Annotated in this window: 17 protein-coding genes; 1 reads left to right on the top strand and 16 read right to left on the bottom strand. The window is 56.0% G+C overall.

Going from position 1 to position 15,369, the window contains the following annotated elements; all coding sequences use genetic code 11:
• Positions 1-30: 30 nt before the first annotated feature.
• Both ctrA and sciP read right to left on the bottom strand, forming a co-directional pair.
• On the bottom strand, positions 31-747 hold the full coding sequence (gene ctrA, locus ACR0L9_RS07535; RefSeq protein WP_170393124.1) for a response regulator transcription factor CtrA: 717 nt from the start codon (positions 745-747) through the stop codon (positions 31-33).
• Positions 748-831: 84 nt separating this feature from the next.
• On the bottom strand, positions 832-1,125 hold the full coding sequence (gene sciP / locus ACR0L9_RS07540; RefSeq protein ID WP_170405653.1) for a CtrA inhibitor SciP: 294 nt from the start codon (positions 1,123-1,125) through the stop codon (positions 832-834).
• Positions 1,126-1,255: 130 nt separating this feature from the next.
• Between sciP and mnmA the strand changes: the two genes are divergently transcribed.
• A complete protein-coding gene (gene mnmA / locus ACR0L9_RS07545; protein WP_170405650.1) occupies positions 1,256-2,401 on the top strand; it encodes a tRNA 2-thiouridine(34) synthase MnmA in 1,146 nt (381 codons plus the stop codon).
• Here mnmA and ACR0L9_RS07550 read toward each other — a convergent pair.
• The 14 genes from ACR0L9_RS07550 to acuI all read right to left on the bottom strand — a co-directional run bounded on the left by ACR0L9_RS07550 (position 2,398) and on the right by acuI (position 15,356).
• Entirely contained in the window at positions 2,398-2,979 is a 582-nt protein-coding gene (locus ACR0L9_RS07550; protein ID WP_480561522.1) for a cadmium resistance transporter, read from the bottom strand. The two genes, mnmA and ACR0L9_RS07550, sit on opposite strands and share 4 nt — an antisense overlap.
• Entirely contained in the window at positions 2,979-4,136 is a 1,158-nt protein-coding gene (lpxB, locus tag ACR0L9_RS07555; protein ID WP_480895351.1) for a lipid-A-disaccharide synthase, read from the bottom strand. Before lpxB ends, ACR0L9_RS07550 begins: the two co-directional genes overlap by 1 nt.
• Positions 4,136-4,930 carry an LpxI family protein gene (locus tag ACR0L9_RS07560; RefSeq protein ID WP_480561525.1) on the bottom strand — a complete coding sequence of 265 codons (795 nt, stop codon included), beginning with the start codon at positions 4,928-4,930 and terminating at the stop codon, positions 4,136-4,138. Before ACR0L9_RS07560 ends, lpxB begins: the two co-directional genes overlap by 1 nt.
• 4 nt (positions 4,931-4,934) lie before the next feature.
• Positions 4,935-5,720, bottom strand: a complete 786-nt coding sequence (gene lpxA, locus ACR0L9_RS07565) for an acyl-ACP--UDP-N-acetylglucosamine O-acyltransferase (RefSeq protein WP_170405636.1) — start codon at positions 5,718-5,720, stop codon at positions 4,935-4,937.
• Positions 5,717-6,190 (bottom strand): 3-hydroxyacyl-ACP dehydratase FabZ, encoded by a 474-nt coding sequence (gene fabZ, locus ACR0L9_RS07570; protein ID WP_170393131.1) that lies wholly within the window; start codon positions 6,188-6,190, stop codon positions 5,717-5,719. Before fabZ ends, lpxA begins: the two co-directional genes overlap by 4 nt.
• A gap of 72 nt (positions 6,191-6,262) precedes the next feature.
• Positions 6,263-6,847, bottom strand: a complete 585-nt coding sequence (locus tag ACR0L9_RS07575) for an OmpH family outer membrane protein (RefSeq protein WP_170405633.1) — start codon at positions 6,845-6,847, stop codon at positions 6,263-6,265.
• A gap of 6 nt (positions 6,848-6,853) precedes the next feature.
• Complete coding sequence (gene bamA / locus ACR0L9_RS07580) at positions 6,854-9,214, bottom strand: outer membrane protein assembly factor BamA (RefSeq protein WP_480895352.1); 2,361 nt, start codon at positions 9,212-9,214, stop codon at positions 6,854-6,856.
• Between the two features lie 128 nt (positions 9,215-9,342).
• Positions 9,343-9,471, bottom strand: a complete 129-nt coding sequence (locus ACR0L9_RS07585; RefSeq protein ID WP_255612105.1) for a hypothetical protein — start codon at positions 9,469-9,471, stop codon at positions 9,343-9,345.
• A gap of 91 nt (positions 9,472-9,562) precedes the next feature.
• Positions 9,563-10,915 carry an RIP metalloprotease RseP gene (gene rseP, locus ACR0L9_RS07590; RefSeq protein ID WP_170735082.1) on the bottom strand — a complete coding sequence of 451 codons (1,353 nt, stop codon included), beginning with the start codon at positions 10,913-10,915 and terminating at the stop codon, positions 9,563-9,565.
• A 5-nt stretch (positions 10,916-10,920) separates the two neighbouring features.
• Positions 10,921-12,093, bottom strand: a complete 1,173-nt coding sequence (gene dxr, locus ACR0L9_RS07595; RefSeq protein ID WP_170405627.1) for a 1-deoxy-D-xylulose-5-phosphate reductoisomerase — start codon at positions 12,091-12,093, stop codon at positions 10,921-10,923.
• Positions 12,093-12,875 carry a phosphatidate cytidylyltransferase gene (locus ACR0L9_RS07600; RefSeq protein ID WP_170393136.1) on the bottom strand — a complete coding sequence of 261 codons (783 nt, stop codon included), beginning with the start codon at positions 12,873-12,875 and terminating at the stop codon, positions 12,093-12,095. The genes dxr and ACR0L9_RS07600 overlap by 1 nt, the downstream gene beginning before the upstream one ends.
• The gene (locus ACR0L9_RS07605) at positions 12,872-13,603 is read right to left on the bottom strand and encodes an isoprenyl transferase (RefSeq protein WP_170421502.1); all 732 of its coding nucleotides are present in this window, start codon (positions 13,601-13,603) and stop codon (positions 12,872-12,874) included. Before ACR0L9_RS07605 ends, ACR0L9_RS07600 begins: the two co-directional genes overlap by 4 nt.
• A gap of 9 nt (positions 13,604-13,612) precedes the next feature.
• The gene (gene frr, locus ACR0L9_RS07610) at positions 13,613-14,176 is read right to left on the bottom strand and encodes a ribosome recycling factor (protein WP_170393138.1); all 564 of its coding nucleotides are present in this window, start codon (positions 14,174-14,176) and stop codon (positions 13,613-13,615) included.
• A gap of 184 nt (positions 14,177-14,360) precedes the next feature.
• Positions 14,361-15,356: an acryloyl-CoA reductase gene (gene acuI, locus ACR0L9_RS07615; protein WP_480736254.1), complete on the bottom strand. Its 996-nt coding sequence runs from the start codon at positions 15,354-15,356 to the stop codon at positions 14,361-14,363.
• Positions 15,357-15,369 lie beyond the last annotated feature (13 nt).

Consider the following 15,369-nt stretch of genomic DNA (forward strand, 5'->3'; position numbering starts at 1 on the left):
CGGACCATCGACGGTAGCAATCAGATCAGATTAGGCACCCACGGCCATGCGGGTTTCACCCATGTTGTTGGCTTGCGGATCACGCAGGACATATCCACGGCCCCAGACCGTCTCGATATAATTCTCACCACCGGTCGCATTGCTGAGTTTCTTGCGTAACTTGCAGATGAAGACGTCGATAATCTTGAGCTCGGGCTCATCCATGCCGCCGTAGAGATGGTTCAGGAACATTTCTTTGGTCAGTGTTGTTCCTTTCCGCAGGCTCAGAAGTTCCAGCATCTGATATTCCTTGCCTGTCAGGTGTACGGTTTTTCCGTTCACCTCTACGGTTTTGGCATCCAGATTTACGGCGACCTGCCCGGTGTGTATCACGGATTGAGAATGCCCCTTAGAGCGGCGGATAATCGCATGAATGCGCGCCACCAGCTCTTCACGATGGAAAGGTTTGGTCAGATAATCGTCTGCTCCAAATCCAAATCCCTTGATCTTGCTTTCGGTGTCATCAGCGCCCGACAGGATCAGGATCGGTGTCTCTACCCGTGCTATGCGCAGTTGGCGCAATACTTCATGGCCGTTCATATCCGGCAGGTTCAAGTCCAACAGGATGAGGTCGTAATCATATAGCTTGGCCAGATCGATGCCTTCTTCGCCAAGGTCCGTCGCATACACGTTGAGATTGGCGTGTGTCAGCATCAGTTCGATGCTTTTGGACGTGGTTGGATCATCCTCGACAAGAAGTATGCGCATGTTCACTGCTCCAATTTAGGTCAAATTCTTCAACTGATTTGAGCCTGAATAAAAATGGTTAATCTGACGTTACCGTTGAATCATTTATTCACTTTCATCTTTAAGTTGTCGATATTTTTTTAAGGCCGTCACCTTCAACGCATCGATCCCGTGCTCAGCAACTGCTGAGACCCACGAGTTGAACTCTTCATCGCTGATGCCATAGCGCTTTTTGGCTTCGGACAACGAAATCAACCCATAAAGTACACCGCGCACAACGATCACCTTGCGCGACGCCACCCAGCGCCGCGTATCCGCAGGAGGCAAATCGGCGCGTGTCAGCACGCTCCCGTCCGGCAGGGTGACCGACCTTGGACCTTCTACTTTGTGCAAATACATCTCTCATACCTTCTGCTGCTGCGACAAAGCTGCACCCAGCCTACTTAAAAGGGCGTGAAACCGCCCCTTGAGAGTGTCTAGAATTTTCTTATATTCTGCCGGTCTTTCTTAACCCGGACAGGAACCGCCTATGGCCCTCGATACCGAGACCCCGCTGAACTCGCTTGGCTTTGCCAAACCACCCTCGGAAACGCGGGTTGTCGTGGCCATGTCCGGCGGTGTGGACAGCTCTGTTGTGGCGGCCCATCTCGCTGATCAAGGCTATGATGTCGTAGGTGTTACTCTGCAGCTTTACGATCACGGTGCGGCGTTGGCCAAGAAAGGCGCGTGCTGTGCGGGAATCGACATCCACGATGCGCGTCGCGTGGCGGAAGAACGCGGGTTCCCTCACTACGTCTTGGACTATGAAAATATCTTCAAGGACGCTGTAATCGACGAATTCGCCGACAGCTATCTTGCCGGCGCGACTCCGGTGCCCTGCATCCGTTGCAATGAACGGGTGAAGTTCAAGGACTTGCTTGAGACCGCCAAGGACCTTGAGGCCGACTGCATGGCCACAGGCCATTACATCCAGCGAAAGATGGGCCCCAATGGCGCCGAGCTTCATAGCGCTGAGGATGCAAATCGCGATCAGTCCTATTTCCTATTTTCGACCACACCGGAACAGTTGGATTTCCTGCGTTTCCCGCTTGGCCACCTGCCCTCCAAAGACGCCACGCGCGAGATGGCGGCACAATATGGGCTGGCCGTTGCGGACAAGCCGGATAGTCAGGACATCTGTTTTGTGCCCAACGGAAACTATGCCAGCGTGATCGAAAAACTGCGCCCCGGAGCCGCAGAACCCGGTGAGATCGTACACGCCGATGGCCGCGTTCTGGCGCAGCATAACGGGGTGATTCACTATACGATCGGTCAGCGTCGTGGGCTCGGTATCGGTGGTCTCAGCGAACCTTTGTATGTGGTCAAGCTGGATGTGGACAAGAAACAGGTTGTTGTCGGCCCCAAAGAGATGTTGGCCACAAGAACCGTTCCCGTGCGCGAGATCAATTGGCTGGGTGACGAACCGTTCACGTCAAAGAACGAATGGCATGTTTCGGTCAAAGTCCGCTCGACCCGCCCCCCGCGTGAGGCGATTATTCGACCCCTTTCGGACACAACAGCCGAGGTTGAATTGCTGACGCCCGAGGAAGGTATCTCTCCGGGTCAGGCTTGTGTGTTCTACGAAACCGATAGCAGCCGTATCTTTGGCGGCGGCTGGATCTGGCGCGGTTACTAAATCGCGTCAGTCCACGAGTTGCTGAGGATATAGATCCCGGCACAAATCATTACGTAAGGCACCAGTTTCTCAAGCCGACGTGCGAAACCGCCGGTCATGATCGGGGATTGTGCACCCCAAAGCCCCAGCATGGTCAGCGTCAGCGCTGCTGCCACCGCGCCGGTGACACCCGCAATCCGATAGCTGGGGGCTGAGTCGGCCAATAGCGGCGCAAGCACAGCGAACGTGTCCATCGACAGGCTTATGAACAGCAGCATGGTGACGAATGTTGAGGCACTCGTGGATATTTGAGGGGCCTCCTCGGCCTCTGATCCCTGGAACTGGCGGACAACTCCGATCAGCCCGAGGCCAAGTGGTATCACGCCCAGATATCCAGCCCAATGTGGCACCACATCATCGACACCCAAGGCCAACAATAAGGCGGCCGCGATGATTAACATCTGCGCCAGCAGGAACCCCGCAACGGTCCGGCGCGGACCAGACACCATCATCAACGCTACAAGAGCTGCAAGGTTGTCGAGATTGGTCAAAACCTGCGCCATGAAGGCCGAAGCAGCAAAGATCACATGATCCAGCATCACGATTTCATTCTGTCCAAAACGGACCTTGCCGCACGCAAACCCGGTGCTTCGCCACCGCGACCAAGACGCTCCATCGTCGTCGCCATGGCTTGATGTTGGGCGTCGGGGGTGGCGGCCACCTGTTCCAACGCCGAAGCGATCTTGTCCGGTTGGCATTCATCCAGCAGACATTCGGGTACTGCGTGTGTCTCCGAGACCAGATTGACCAGTGTGACGGTGTCCAGCTTAACCATTCGTTTTGCGATCAGCGTGGTCAGCCAGTTGAGGTTATAGGCGATCACCATCGGTGTTGCCTGCGCGGCCAGTTCCAATGAGACCGTGCCGGATGCAGCCAATGCAAGATCAGCTGCGGCAAACGCTGCCCGTTTCTGCGCTTGCGCGTCGTCCGAAGGCAATTCCCGCGGATCGACAACTATCGGATTCCCCGGCCAGTTCCGAACCTGTTCGGCGACCGCATCAACCATATGTGCAACTGCGGGCACGACCACGCGCATATCGGGACGGTTTTTCAGAAATTCCTGCAAAGCAGCGCCAAAGATCGGAGCCAGCCGTTCGACCTCACCCCGCCGAGAGCCGGGCAAAGCCAGCACGATGGGCGCGTCGCCCAGATCGTGAGCCGCGCGGAATCGCTGGATATCCTGATCGGACGCAATGGGTTCGTTCGCAACCGGATGGCCGACAAAGTCACACTCCATCCCTGCCCGCTCCATATAAGGCGGTTCAAAGGGTAACAGCGCAAGGACGTGATCGATTACTTTCGCCATCTTGTCTGCGCGCCCCGGCCTCCAGGCCCAGACGCTGGGGGCAACGTAGTGGACAGTGCGAATCTCGCTGGAGGCCTTTACCAGCTTAGCCACACGCAACGAGAAATCCGGGCTGTCGATAGTGATCAGTACATCAGGCTTCGTGTCTAGAACTGCCTGAGCAGTCTCAGCGATACGGCGTTTTAGGTGAAAGAACTTGGGCAGAACCTCGACCAACCCCATAATGCTGAGTTCAGACATGGGAAATCGGCTGGTCAGCCCCTGCGCCTGCATTAGCGGCCCGCCAACCCCATCAAAGTGCACCTCTGGCAAAAGGGTACGCAGACCTTCCATCAACGCGGCTCCTAAACGGTCGCCCGAAGGTTCACCGGCGACCAGAAAAACGCGCATCAGACCGTGCGCTCGCGGACATAAAGAAACAGACCAAGGCGATTGCATTCTTCAATCACGCGATCGCGTTGCAAAACGATGACGCCGCCCTTTTCAATGACAATGCCAGACAAGCCCGCAGCGACGGCTGCTGACACGGTGTCGGGTCCGATGGCAGGCATATCTGCGCGCCGGTCCTGATCCGGCTTTGGACCTTTGTACAGAATGCCACCGCCCGCGTCGGGGCGCTGTGTCAAGGATTGCAGCATCCATGCGGTGCCATAGATGCCCTCGATCGCCAACGCTTGGGATTTCAGTACTACGCAAGCCTGACCGATATCCGCCGCCCCCATGTTGCGCAGGATTCCGGCCGCTCGATCTGCGTCGGCGTGATCCGCTTCAGAAGGCTGGGCTTCGGTCAATGAGCCAAGCGGCGGCAGCAAATCCGGCGCGATCTCATGCGCCGCACGGACCGTCAAACCGGCATCCTCAAATATTCCAATGACCGCGCGCAATGCGCCGTCGTCACCGGCCATTATGGCCTTTTGCAGGATCGGCACCAGCGGCATCGTCGCCGCATCAATGCGAGCTGGATTGACAGTCGGACGACGCACTGCCCCTGCCATGCAAATCTCGGTCACGCCGCGGGCTTTGAGATCGGCGACGAAGCTACCCAGTTGCTCCAATGGAAAAACCAAGTCGGTGGTCAGTGTATCGGGCTCAAACCCTTCCAGAGCGCAGATCAGCGGGCGGTTTGGCAGACAATTGACCACCTCGTCTGGTAAAGCGCCAGTTCCTGCGATCAATGCCAGCATTGGCCTACTTCCTCGGGGTCAGGAACGAACGGTCTGTTTGCCCCGTCACAAATTCGACGATCTGGCGCACATATTCGTTGTCTGCATCCTCGCCCAGCCGGGTGGCGCGATCCATGAAGGTGCCGTCTCCTTCTGACAGTTCCTTGAAGGCCGCGCGCAATGCCGAGATATCCTCACGCGTTACACCACGCCGTTTCAAACCGACCAGATTCAAGCCATCCAGCTCGCCCCGAGGCGCCTGAACAAGCCCATATGGGATCACATCATTCGGGACCATCGTAAGCGCGCCAATGATGGCACCGCGACCTACGCGCACGAACTGATGTAAGCCCGAAATTCCGCCAACGATGACGTCATCCTCGATAATACAGTGACCAGCTGCGCCAGCGTGATTCACCAGAATGACCCGGTTGCCGATTTGTACATCATGCGCCACGTGGACACCGGCCATCAGTAAGCAGTCATCGCCAATCCGGGTGATACCACCGCCGCCATCCGTGCCGGTGTTGATAGTGACGTGTTCGCGGATACGGTTGCGCTCACCGATTTCAAGGCGCGTGTTCTCGCCACCGAATTTCTTGTCTTGCGGAATTTCCCCGACAACAGCAAAGCTGAAAATCACTGTGTCATCACCAATTGACGTATCGCCGGTGACTACGACATGGGATTTCAGTTCGACCCGATCGCCCAGACGGACCTGCGGACCGATATGGCAGAATGGACCAATCGTACAACCCTGCCCGATCTGCGCACCGTCTTCGATAATGGCGCTGGGATGAATACCGCTCATGTTGTTTTTTCCATGTCCCAGTCGACATAGGCCGAAAATTCAGCTTCGGCAGCAACCTCGCCCTCGACTGTCGCGCGGCCGCTGAACTTGAAGATCTTGCCACCTTTCTTACCGCGTACAGTTTCGACATGCATTTCGAGAACATCGCCTGGTACGACCTTGCGGCGGAATTTGCATTTGTCGATATTCATGAAATAGATCAGCAACTCGCTGTCGATGACATCCATGCCGACACCCAGCATAACCCCTGCAGTCTGCGCCATCGCCTCGACAATGGTCACGCCAGGCATGATCGGAGTTCCGGGGAAATGGCCCTGAAAGTGCGGCTCGTTCATGGTGACATTCTTGATGCCCACCGCTGATTGATAGCCATCGATATCCACAACCTTGTCGACCAGCAAAAACGGATAGCGATGCGGCAATATACGCTGAATCAGCTGAATGTCGGCGCTCTTGGTTTCCGTGGTCATGGTGCGGATGTCCTGTTCTGGATGTCTCTTTCAAGCGTGGTTAGCAATACCCGTACCCAAGGGCAAGCCAGCCTATTCGTTGTTATTGTTTTCAAGTGTAGCGCCGTCGCCGATTGCGGCATCGATCCTGGCGATCGCAGCGTTGGTAATATCTGAGGCGTCCGTGCTTAGAACCACATTGGACCGCTCGATCACAATCGAAGCGCCAAATTCACGCAGCAGTTCGATCAGCACCGGTTGCGCCATTTCAAAAAACTGACCACGCGCCTCTTCGCCGCGCCGCGCTAATGCGTCCAGTTTGGCGCGCTGGCCGTCACGGTGTGATTGAACTTTCTCGTCAAAAGCTTCGGCAAGCGGGCGAAACTCGTCTGCCGAAAGATCTGACCTCTTTTCGGTCAGATCTTTTTCTTCCTTGCTCAACTGCGCCACAATCCGTTCGTTTTCTTCAGCCAAAAGGGTGCTTTCGGCTTCAATCTCGCGAAAGACGCGCTGCCCAAAGGCGGAATCTGCAAACAAACGCTCACTGGAGATTGTCAGAACGTCTGTTTGTGGCACGCCCAATTGCTGCGCACCCAGCGGCATTGCTACAGCTAGCAGTACCAAAACGCACAGGGCCCTTAGCGGGCCCTGCAGGATGTTCTTAACTTCGGTGATCATTCGCGATCAGAACCTGGCTTGAACGGTCAGGTCAAAGCTTTGCTCTTTATCGAAGTCCTCTTTCTTGAGGGCCTGCGAGAAGTTGAAGCGAAGCGGACCAAACGGTGTTTCCCACAGTATGGATACCCCTACAACATGCCGGATCGAACCGCTTTCACCAACAATATCAGCGCCAGCGGTGTTGACGTTGTTGAGATTGTAGAGGTTGCCAACATCATAGAAGACGCCGCCACGCAGCCCCAGTTCTTCGGGCAGCCCCAGCGGGAAGTCCGATTCGAAACGAGCAACCCAGTAGTAGTTGCCGCCGATGGCATCGTCCTGCCCGTTCGAAAGGTCACGCGGCCCGATACCAGCAGGCTCAAACCCGCGGAATGTGCTAGGACCTAGAACAAACCGGTCGAGCGTGCGGCTGAAATCGTCCCCGGTCCAGTTCAGCGCACCCAGTTCAAGCGTCGCGCGCAATACGACTTCTTCGTTGAGGACGCGTTTCTGCGCGATCGCCCGTGCCGTGGTTTTGAAGAATTCATTGTCCCCGCCAAGACCAGCAGCATCCACGCCGACTTCGAACAGGACGCCCGCTGTGGGGTTCAGGCCACCAATACGGCTATCGTATACGTAGGACACACCCAGAGAACTGCTGGTTCGTTTCCCCTGATCGATCTCTGATGAGATGACAGCGCCGTTCCGCTCATTGCTCTGCTGGGTCATTTCGCTGCGATCCCAACCATAGCGAAGACGCAACGCCGACAATTCACCAATCGCGTAGCTCAGCTGTGGGCGGAAGAACACTGTTTTTGTGTCGTAGCTGGCAAAGCTCGAATTGGTGCTGGCCAGACCAAGCCCAAGATCAAAGCGTAGCTTACGGCCCAGCAGATAAGGCTCGGTAAAGTTGATAACGTACTGCTCAGAATCCTGAGCTGTCGACAACGTGATACCCAAGTTTTGCCCGCGGCCGAGGAAGTTCGATTCATTCAATCCGATTGCGATCCCGAAACCGTCCGAGACCGAGTAGCTACCACCCAGGCTCAACGAACCGGTTGGTTGTTCTTCGACATCCACGTCCACGATAACCTGGCTTGGCGACGATCCCTCGCGGGTTTCCACATCAGCGACCGAGAAGAAACCCAAGGCGCGAATACGTTCGGCGCTCTGGCGGATTTCGCGGGGATTGAAGGGGTCGCCTTCAACGGTATCGAATTGGCGGCGGATCACACGGTCCAGGGTGGTTGTGTTCCCCTCGATATCGATGCGTTCCACAAAGATACGCGGGCCACGGGTCAGCACGAACTGGACATCCAACGTCAGATCGCGGGGATTACGCGTTACCCGGGGCTCGACCCGCAGGAAATCAACGCCGTTTTTCAGCCCCAGACGCTCCATCCGCGCGATCGAGTTCTCAAGCACCGTCGGAGAGTAAATTACACCTGGTTTGACTTTCAGAGCCGCCTGATAAGGCGCTGGGTCCACACCCGGGATCTCACTGACGGTCGTAATCTGACCGAACGAGAACCGCTGTCCTTCTGTGACGTTCATAACCAGAAAGAATGCATCCCGTTCGCGGGTGAATTCGACATTGGCACTATTGACGCGAAAATCGATATAACCGCGTGACAGGTAGAAATCACGGATCACCTGTTTGTCGAATTCAATTCTGTCGGCAATGAAGGTGTCGCCGCGAAGGAAGGTCCGCAGAATGTTCGCCTGCTTTGTTTCAAGCACGCGGCGCAGGCGACGGTCCGAAAACGCGCGGTTTCCTACAAAACTGACGCGCTCGACCTCGATTGTCGTTCCCTCGGCGACTTCGAACACCAGATCGACACGGTTATCGCTGCGACGAATGATGCGCGGGATAACCGTCGCGGATACGCGGCCCTGCGCCGAATATACTTCGGCAATCAGGTCAGCGTCCGCTTCGGCCTGTTGAGGCGTGAATACGCGGCGGGTTTGGGACGATATCGCTTCGAGCAGGAGATCATCTTTTACGCGGCGATTGCCCTCGATGCTAATCTGGTTGATGGTCGGGTATTCCTCGACCGCGATGACCAACGAACTGCCACGTGGTGTAAGTTCGACTGTTTCAAAAACACCACTGTCAAGCAAACGCTGGAAGGCATCATTCAATTGTCCTGCCGTAACAGTCTGCCCCGGTTCGATTCCGGTGCGGGCGATAATCGTCGAAGTCTCGATCCGTCGATTGCCCTCAACTTCGAAGCTGTTGATGGTGTAAGATTGCGCTTGTGCGGGCTGCGTCAGAACCAGTAAACCCGGTGTAGCAAAAAGGAAAAAGAACGTTAGTGCCTGCCACAAAATGTTGTTTTTCCGCCCCCGCGAGCCGCAGTATGTGCCCGTGCGCCTGCTGTCAGTCATTTTTATCACTACCCAGAATTTTCAGCCTTTAGCTGCTGAGTAGCCCGATTGTGAGGCCATGTCAAAAGACGAAAAAGCAAAAACGGCCCATAAGGCCGTTGCACGTAAGTCAGACATGTTCAGGAGAATCACAAACCGAGCAGATAACCACCAACAGCTAGGGCCAGCGCGGTCACGGCAAAGCTAAGCAGCATATCCCAGTTCAACTGGAACAGGACGCTGACACTCTGATAGGATTTTTGAAAAGCCTTGGTCATTGAACTCAAGCCTACACTTATCGATGCACCCCAAAAAGATAGGCTTGAATTGCGGCAATTTTGCGTCGGAACGGTGCCAAGATCGCCTTAATCAGCAGAACAGATCATTACTGACCGAGAAAAGCATCAATGACAGGATCAGTGTGACACCGACCCCCATCAGTACCCTCAGCGCTTTATCACTGGGTGGTCTACCAGACACAGCTTCATAAGCGTAGAATAGCAAATGCCCCCCATCCAAGGCTGGGATCGGGAACAGGTTCAACAACCCGACCGCCGTTGACAATACGGCGATGAAGAAGATGAAGTTCTGTGCCCCCTGGCTGGCCATAGCACCCGAGGTTTCGGCAATACCGATCGGCCCGGAAATGTTGCAGGTGCTGATCGCTCCGGTGATCATGTGCCACATTCCCGACAGTGAGCCTTCGATGATGCGCCCGGTTTGGACCACGCCACCTTCGATCGAATCCCAAATGCCCGCTGGAACGGTTTCGGGATCGATCATCATGCCGCCTACGATACCGATGCGCCAATGGGTGATGAAACCACCATCCGACGTCGGCTCGTCCGTGCGTCGGGGCGCAAGTGCAAATTCCAAATCCGCCCCGTCGCGCCATACATCCAGCAGCAATACGCGCCCGTTCGATCCTTCGACATGTTCCTTAAGCTGCTCGAACGCAAAGATCGGATCACCGTCTACCGCCCTGATTACGTCGCCTTGCTGCAACTGTATGTCCATCGCGGCACTGCGCGGCGTAACCTGTTGGATTAGCGGTGGAAAGAGCCAAGGTGCCACGACATCAGTGGTCTCTCCATCTCGGATAACCGTATAGTCCAGCTCTGGTTCTACAGGCAGCGAATTGATGAAATCGGACCAGTTGCTTGCGTCATCGAAATCCGGTGTTGGAATGCCTGCGATGGCGATAATCTCATCGCCCTCCTGCAGACCCTGAATTGTACCAGGCAACGGCTGCAGTGCACCAACTGTCAAAGGTTCACGGGAAACACCCTGCGACCAGAAAATCAGGCCAAACACCAATATCGACATCACGAAATTAAAGACCGGCCCTGCCGCAACAGTAGCCGCACGCGCCCAAAGCGGGGCGCCGTGCATGGTGCGGCGCAGCTCTTCCGGGCTTTGCGCGGAGATCTCACTCATCGCGTCTACGTCTTTGCCGGACGCGGCATTGGCATCCCCGAGGAATTTGACATAACCGCCAAATGGCAGCAGCGCGACCTGCCAGCGAGTGCCGCGCTTATCTATGCGGCTCCATAGAACCGGGCCGAAACCGATCGAGAACACTTCGGCATGAATGCCAGACCACCGACCAACGATGTAGTGGCCGTATTCGTGCACCGCGACAATCACGGAAAGCGCAATAACAAAGGCTATTATCGTGTAGAGCAGATTGCCAAATTGCGGGATCAAAGAGAGTATATCCAAAAGTTCTATCCTGCTCGTTCCAATACGGTTTCATCGACCCACTGACGTGCGAGATGGTCCGTTTGCTGTACATTATCAAGGGTCAATGGTGCATCAATCAGGCTGTCTGAGGCCTCAAAGCGCTCCAACACGGCCGACACCGTGTCTGCCATATCCAAAAAACGTATCCGGTTTTCTATAAAGTGGTCCAATGCGCGCTCTTTGGCGGCGTTGAAGATCGCACCGGACAAGCCGCCGCGCTGCATCACTTCGCGGGCAAGACGCAAAGCCGGGTAACGCGCTTCATCCGGTGCATGAAATCGCAACTGACCCAGTTGCGCGAGATCCAGACGCGCAACAGGTAAATCGCGCCGTTCGGGCCAATGCAGCGCGTACCCGATGGCATGGCGCATATCCGGAGCACCCAGATGCGCCATCAAGGCGCCGTCCTGAAATCCGACCAGTGCGTGAACGATGGATTCGGGGTGCACGAGGACTTCGATATTCGATGGATTAACGCCAAAATATTCTTTGGTTTCTATAACTTCCAATGCCTTGTTGAACATAGATGCGCTGTCGATCGTAATCCGCTGTCCCATGTTCCAGTTCGGATGACTCGATGCCTGTTCAACAGTCGCCTTTGCCAGATCGCCGAGCGGCCAATCCCGGAACGCTCCACCGCTTGCGGTGATAATGATCCGTTCGACGCTAGTCATATCCTCGCCCACAAGCGCCTGAAAAACTGCCGAATGTTCGCTATCCACGGGCAATAGCGTGGCGCCATGCGCCCGAGCCGTTTCCAGAACCAGCGGCCCGGCACAAACCAGCGTTTCCTTGTTGGCAAGCGCGAGTGTCGCCCCTTGTTTCAACGCTTCGATCCCCGGAGCCAGTCCTGCGGAACCGACAATTGCAGACATCACCCAATCCGCCGGTCGCGCCCCGGCCTCGATCAGAGCGGCCTGCCCCGCAGCCGCTCGCACTCTGCTGCCGGCCAATGCGTCACGCAGATCATCGAGTTTGTCATCAAACGCAGTCACCGCCACGTCTGCATCCAGGCGCACCGCATCGCGTGCAAGCTGCGCGACGTTGCGTCCACCGGTCAACGCGACCACGTCATAGGCATTCGGATTTCTTGCGATCAGATCAATCGTATTCTGGCCAATGGAACCAGTCGCACCAAATATGGATACCCTTCGCATCACATACCTCCGGGCGCGTAAAACAGCCCTGCGAGCAACACAAAGACTGACGCGCCCATCATCCCATCAAACCGATCCAGAAACCCGCCATGGCCGGGTATAAGGTTTGAGCTGTCCTTAACGCCAAAGCCACGTTTTGTCGCGCTTTCAACAATATCACCGATCTGGCTGGCCATAGAGGCAAGAACCGAGACAACGATAAAAGCAATGCCGAAACCGGCATAGTGCGCAAAAACTGTTCCGACCAGCGCGGCGGCAACCCAGCCTCCAACCGTACCGGACCATGTCTTCTTGGGGCTAACTCTGGGCCAAAACTTAGGTCCGCCAAGCGTTTTGCCCACAAAATACCCGGCGACATCCGTGGCCACGACCACAAGGATCAGCCAAACCATCCATCCAAATCCCAGGTTCTCTCGGATCGATATGAATCCCAGCCCCGACATCGCGATCCAAAGGGCAAACAGGACGTATATCCCGCGCGCACGGTTGATCTGTCCTGCTCCTACCAATGCCGGGGCCACCAAACATGGAAGCTTGTATAGCGGTGGTAGATGATAGCTTAGGACCACGGCGAACCCGGTCAGTATCGCCAGCTGAATCGCGACACCCTGACGTTCTGGGTCGATCATCCGGATCAGTTCCCATATCATCAGACCGCAGACGGTGCCGATAAATATCTCAAACCACAGGCCGCCTAGCCAAACTTCGACTGCCGCAATAGTCACAAGAACCGAAGCCGACAAAACCCGGGCAGTCAGATCAGACCATCGGCCATCACTCATGCCGGGACCGCTCCAAACCGCCGTTCACGCGATCCATAGTTGCGGCACAGCCGTTCGAGTTCTGCAGCGGTGAAATCAGGCCACAGAGTATCGATGAATTCGTACTCGGAATAGGCAGACTGCCACAGCAGGAAATTAGAAATCCGCGCTTCACCACTGGTACGGATCACCAAATCGGGGTCAGGCAGAACGCGCGTGTCCAGATATTTGGGCAGAGTTTCCTCGTCCACGTCCTCGGGGCGCAGAATGCCATCGGCAACGTCACGTGCCAAACGTCTGGTCGCGCGCGCCACCTCGTCACGACCGCCATAGTTCAAGGCAACGGTTAGATGAACCAGGTCATTGTTCTGTGTTTCGCGTTCAAGCGTATCCATCAGCTCGGTCAACTTGGCATCCAGCCGAACTCTATCCCCAATGAAACGGACCCGAATGCCGTTATCTTTCAAGGTCTTGGTCTCTTTGACGATGTAACGGCGGAACAAGCTCATCAGGCCTGCAACTTCGACCTGAGTGCGTTTCCAGTTTTCAGTCGAAAACGCAAATACTGTCAGATACTTGATCCCTAAACCCGGGCAGGCCTCGACCACCTCACGGACGCGGCGCGCACCTGCATGATGGCCAAACAATCGAGGCCGCCCGCGTGACTGTGCCCAGCGACCGTTGCCGTCCATGATGATAGCAACGTGGCGCGGCCCTGCAATCGGAGAGGTATCGGGATCCTTTGGCATATCCGAGGCTCAGACCTGCATGATCTCGGCTTGTTTGGTCTCGAGCGCATCATCGACGGATTTGATCATGGTATCCGTCAGCTCCTGAACCTCGGTTTCCCAGAATTTCTGATCGTCCTCGGACATGCCGTCTGCCTTGGCCTTTTTGATCTGGTCCATGCCATCACGGCGCACATTCCTGATCGAAACCCGTGCGCTTTCTGCATATTGACCCGCGACCTTGCCGAGCTCGCGACGGCGTTCTTCGTTCAGTTCGGGAATCGGCAGCATGATGATGGTACCATTCAGTTGCGGGTTAATACCCAAACCGCTTTCCCGAATGGCCTTTTCAACTTTGCCGACGAGGCCCTTGTCCCAAACATTCACGGTTACCATGCGCGGTTCAGGGACGTTCACGGTACCAACCTGATTGATCGGAGTCATCGCGCCGTAAGCATCGACCATGACGGGCTCAAGCATTGAAGCCGATGCACGACCGGTCCGCAGCGAAGCGAATTCGGTTCTGAGGTTGGCCATGGCACCGTCCATGCGGCGTTTCAGATCATCGGTATCGAGTTCGAAATCATCAGACATGCTGCTCACTCCCCGTCTTCAGGTGATGTTCGGATGGGTCTTAAGCCATCACAAATGGGATGTATAGCAATCATGGTCACGAAATGTGGCAATGGCCAGAACTGTTTCCGGCATTTCGGCCTCATTCCCGACAATTGGTTCGGCCGGATGCATGCTCCGGCCGAACCGTTGTCTGTTTTGTCTATCAAGCGTTCACGTTGACCACGACGCGCCCTTTTACCTGACCTTGCAGAATGTCCGCTCCCAACTGGGGCAGATCAGAAAGGGTTGCTGCATGGACCATCGCCTCAAGCTTATCCATGGGCAAATCGGTCGCGATACGCGTCCAGGCTCGGACCCGGTTGTCGTATGGCTGCATCACGCTGTCGATGCCCAACAGATTAACACCGCGCAGCAGGAATGGGATCACGGTTGCGGGCAGCGCCGCACCACCGGCAAGGCCAACCGCAGCTACCGAGGCCCCATACTTCATCTGCCCCAGCACGCGGGCAAGCATCGCTCCGCCCACCGCATCAACACATCCGGACCAAGTTTCACTTTCCAGCGGACGCTTGGTGGTCTCGTTCAACTCGTCACGCGGGACAATTGTGGTTGCACCCAGTGATTTCAGGTATTCTTCGGTTTCAGGACGCCCGGTCACAGCTGCAACCTCATAGCCCAGATGGGCCAAAATGGCCGTCGCGACCGAGCCGACACCTCCTGCGGCACCTGTGACCAACACCGGGCCATGACCCGGCTGCAAACCTTGATCCTCCAGCGCCATGACGGCCAGCATAGCGGTGAACCCGGCAGTGCCAACGGCCATCGCCTGCCGTGTATCCAACCCATCCGGCAACGGCACCAGCCAATCTGCCCGCGCGTTTGCTTTTTGTGAATAGCCGCCCCAATGCGCTTCACCTACGCGCCAGCCCGTCAGCACGACCTTGTCGCCAGGTTTGTAGCGTGCATCCGAGGACTGCTCGACCGTGCCCGCATAATCGATGCCCGGAATATGAGGATAGCTACGCACCAGACCACCGCCTTTGGGCGACATGCACAGGCCGTCCTTGTAGTTCACCGTTGAATATTCAACGGCGATCGTCACTTCTCCATCCGGCAGCGTATCCAGAGAAATCTGCTTCACCGAAGCGCTTGCGAGGCCACTTTCTTCATCTTTTTCAACGACAAGTGCATTAAACATGAACTTACTCCTT

It is taken from the genome of Ruegeria sp. I3 (assembly GCF_056532525.1).

Excerpts from the sequence above, each read along its gene's own strand:
- ctrA (WP_170393124.1), bottom strand. The coding sequence starts at position 747 with ATGCGCATACTTCTTGTCGAGGATGATCCAACCACGTCCAAAAGCATC.
- sciP (WP_170405653.1), bottom strand. The coding sequence starts at position 1,125 with ATGTATTTGCACAAAGTAGAAGGTCCAAGGTCGGTCACCCTGCCGGAC.
- mnmA (WP_170405650.1), top strand. The coding sequence starts at position 1,256 with ATGGCCCTCGATACCGAGACCCCGCTGAACTCGCTTGGCTTTGCCAAA.
- ACR0L9_RS07550 (WP_480561522.1), bottom strand. The coding sequence starts at position 2,979 with ATGCTGGATCATGTGATCTTTGCTGCTTCGGCCTTCATGGCGCAGGTT.
- lpxB (WP_480895351.1), bottom strand. The coding sequence starts at position 4,136 with ATGCGCGTTTTTCTGGTCGCCGGTGAACCTTCGGGCGACCGTTTAGGA.
- ACR0L9_RS07560 (WP_480561525.1), bottom strand. The coding sequence starts at position 4,930 with ATGCTGGCATTGATCGCAGGAACTGGCGCTTTACCAGACGAGGTGGTC.
- lpxA (WP_170405636.1), bottom strand. The coding sequence starts at position 5,720 with ATGAGCGGTATTCATCCCAGCGCCATTATCGAAGACGGTGCGCAGATC.
- fabZ (WP_170393131.1), bottom strand. The coding sequence starts at position 6,190 with ATGACCACGGAAACCAAGAGCGCCGACATTCAGCTGATTCAGCGTATA.
- ACR0L9_RS07575 (WP_170405633.1), bottom strand. The coding sequence starts at position 6,847 with ATGATCACCGAAGTTAAGAACATCCTGCAGGGCCCGCTAAGGGCCCTG.
- bamA (WP_480895352.1), bottom strand. The coding sequence starts at position 9,214 with ATGACTGACAGCAGGCGCACGGGCACATACTGCGGCTCGCGGGGGCGG.
- ACR0L9_RS07585 (WP_255612105.1), bottom strand. The coding sequence starts at position 9,471 with ATGACCAAGGCTTTTCAAAAATCCTATCAGAGTGTCAGCGTCCTGTTC.
- dxr (WP_170405627.1), bottom strand. The coding sequence starts at position 12,093 with ATGCGAAGGGTATCCATATTTGGTGCGACTGGTTCCATTGGCCAGAAT.
- ACR0L9_RS07600 (WP_170393136.1), bottom strand. The coding sequence starts at position 12,875 with ATGAGTGATGGCCGATGGTCTGATCTGACTGCCCGGGTTTTGTCGGCT.
- ACR0L9_RS07605 (WP_170421502.1), bottom strand. The coding sequence starts at position 13,603 with ATGCCAAAGGATCCCGATACCTCTCCGATTGCAGGGCCGCGCCACGTT.
- frr (WP_170393138.1), bottom strand. The coding sequence starts at position 14,176 with ATGTCTGATGATTTCGAACTCGATACCGATGATCTGAAACGCCGCATG.
- acuI (WP_480736254.1), bottom strand. The coding sequence starts at position 15,356 with ATGTTTAATGCACTTGTCGTTGAAAAAGATGAAGAAAGTGGCCTCGCA.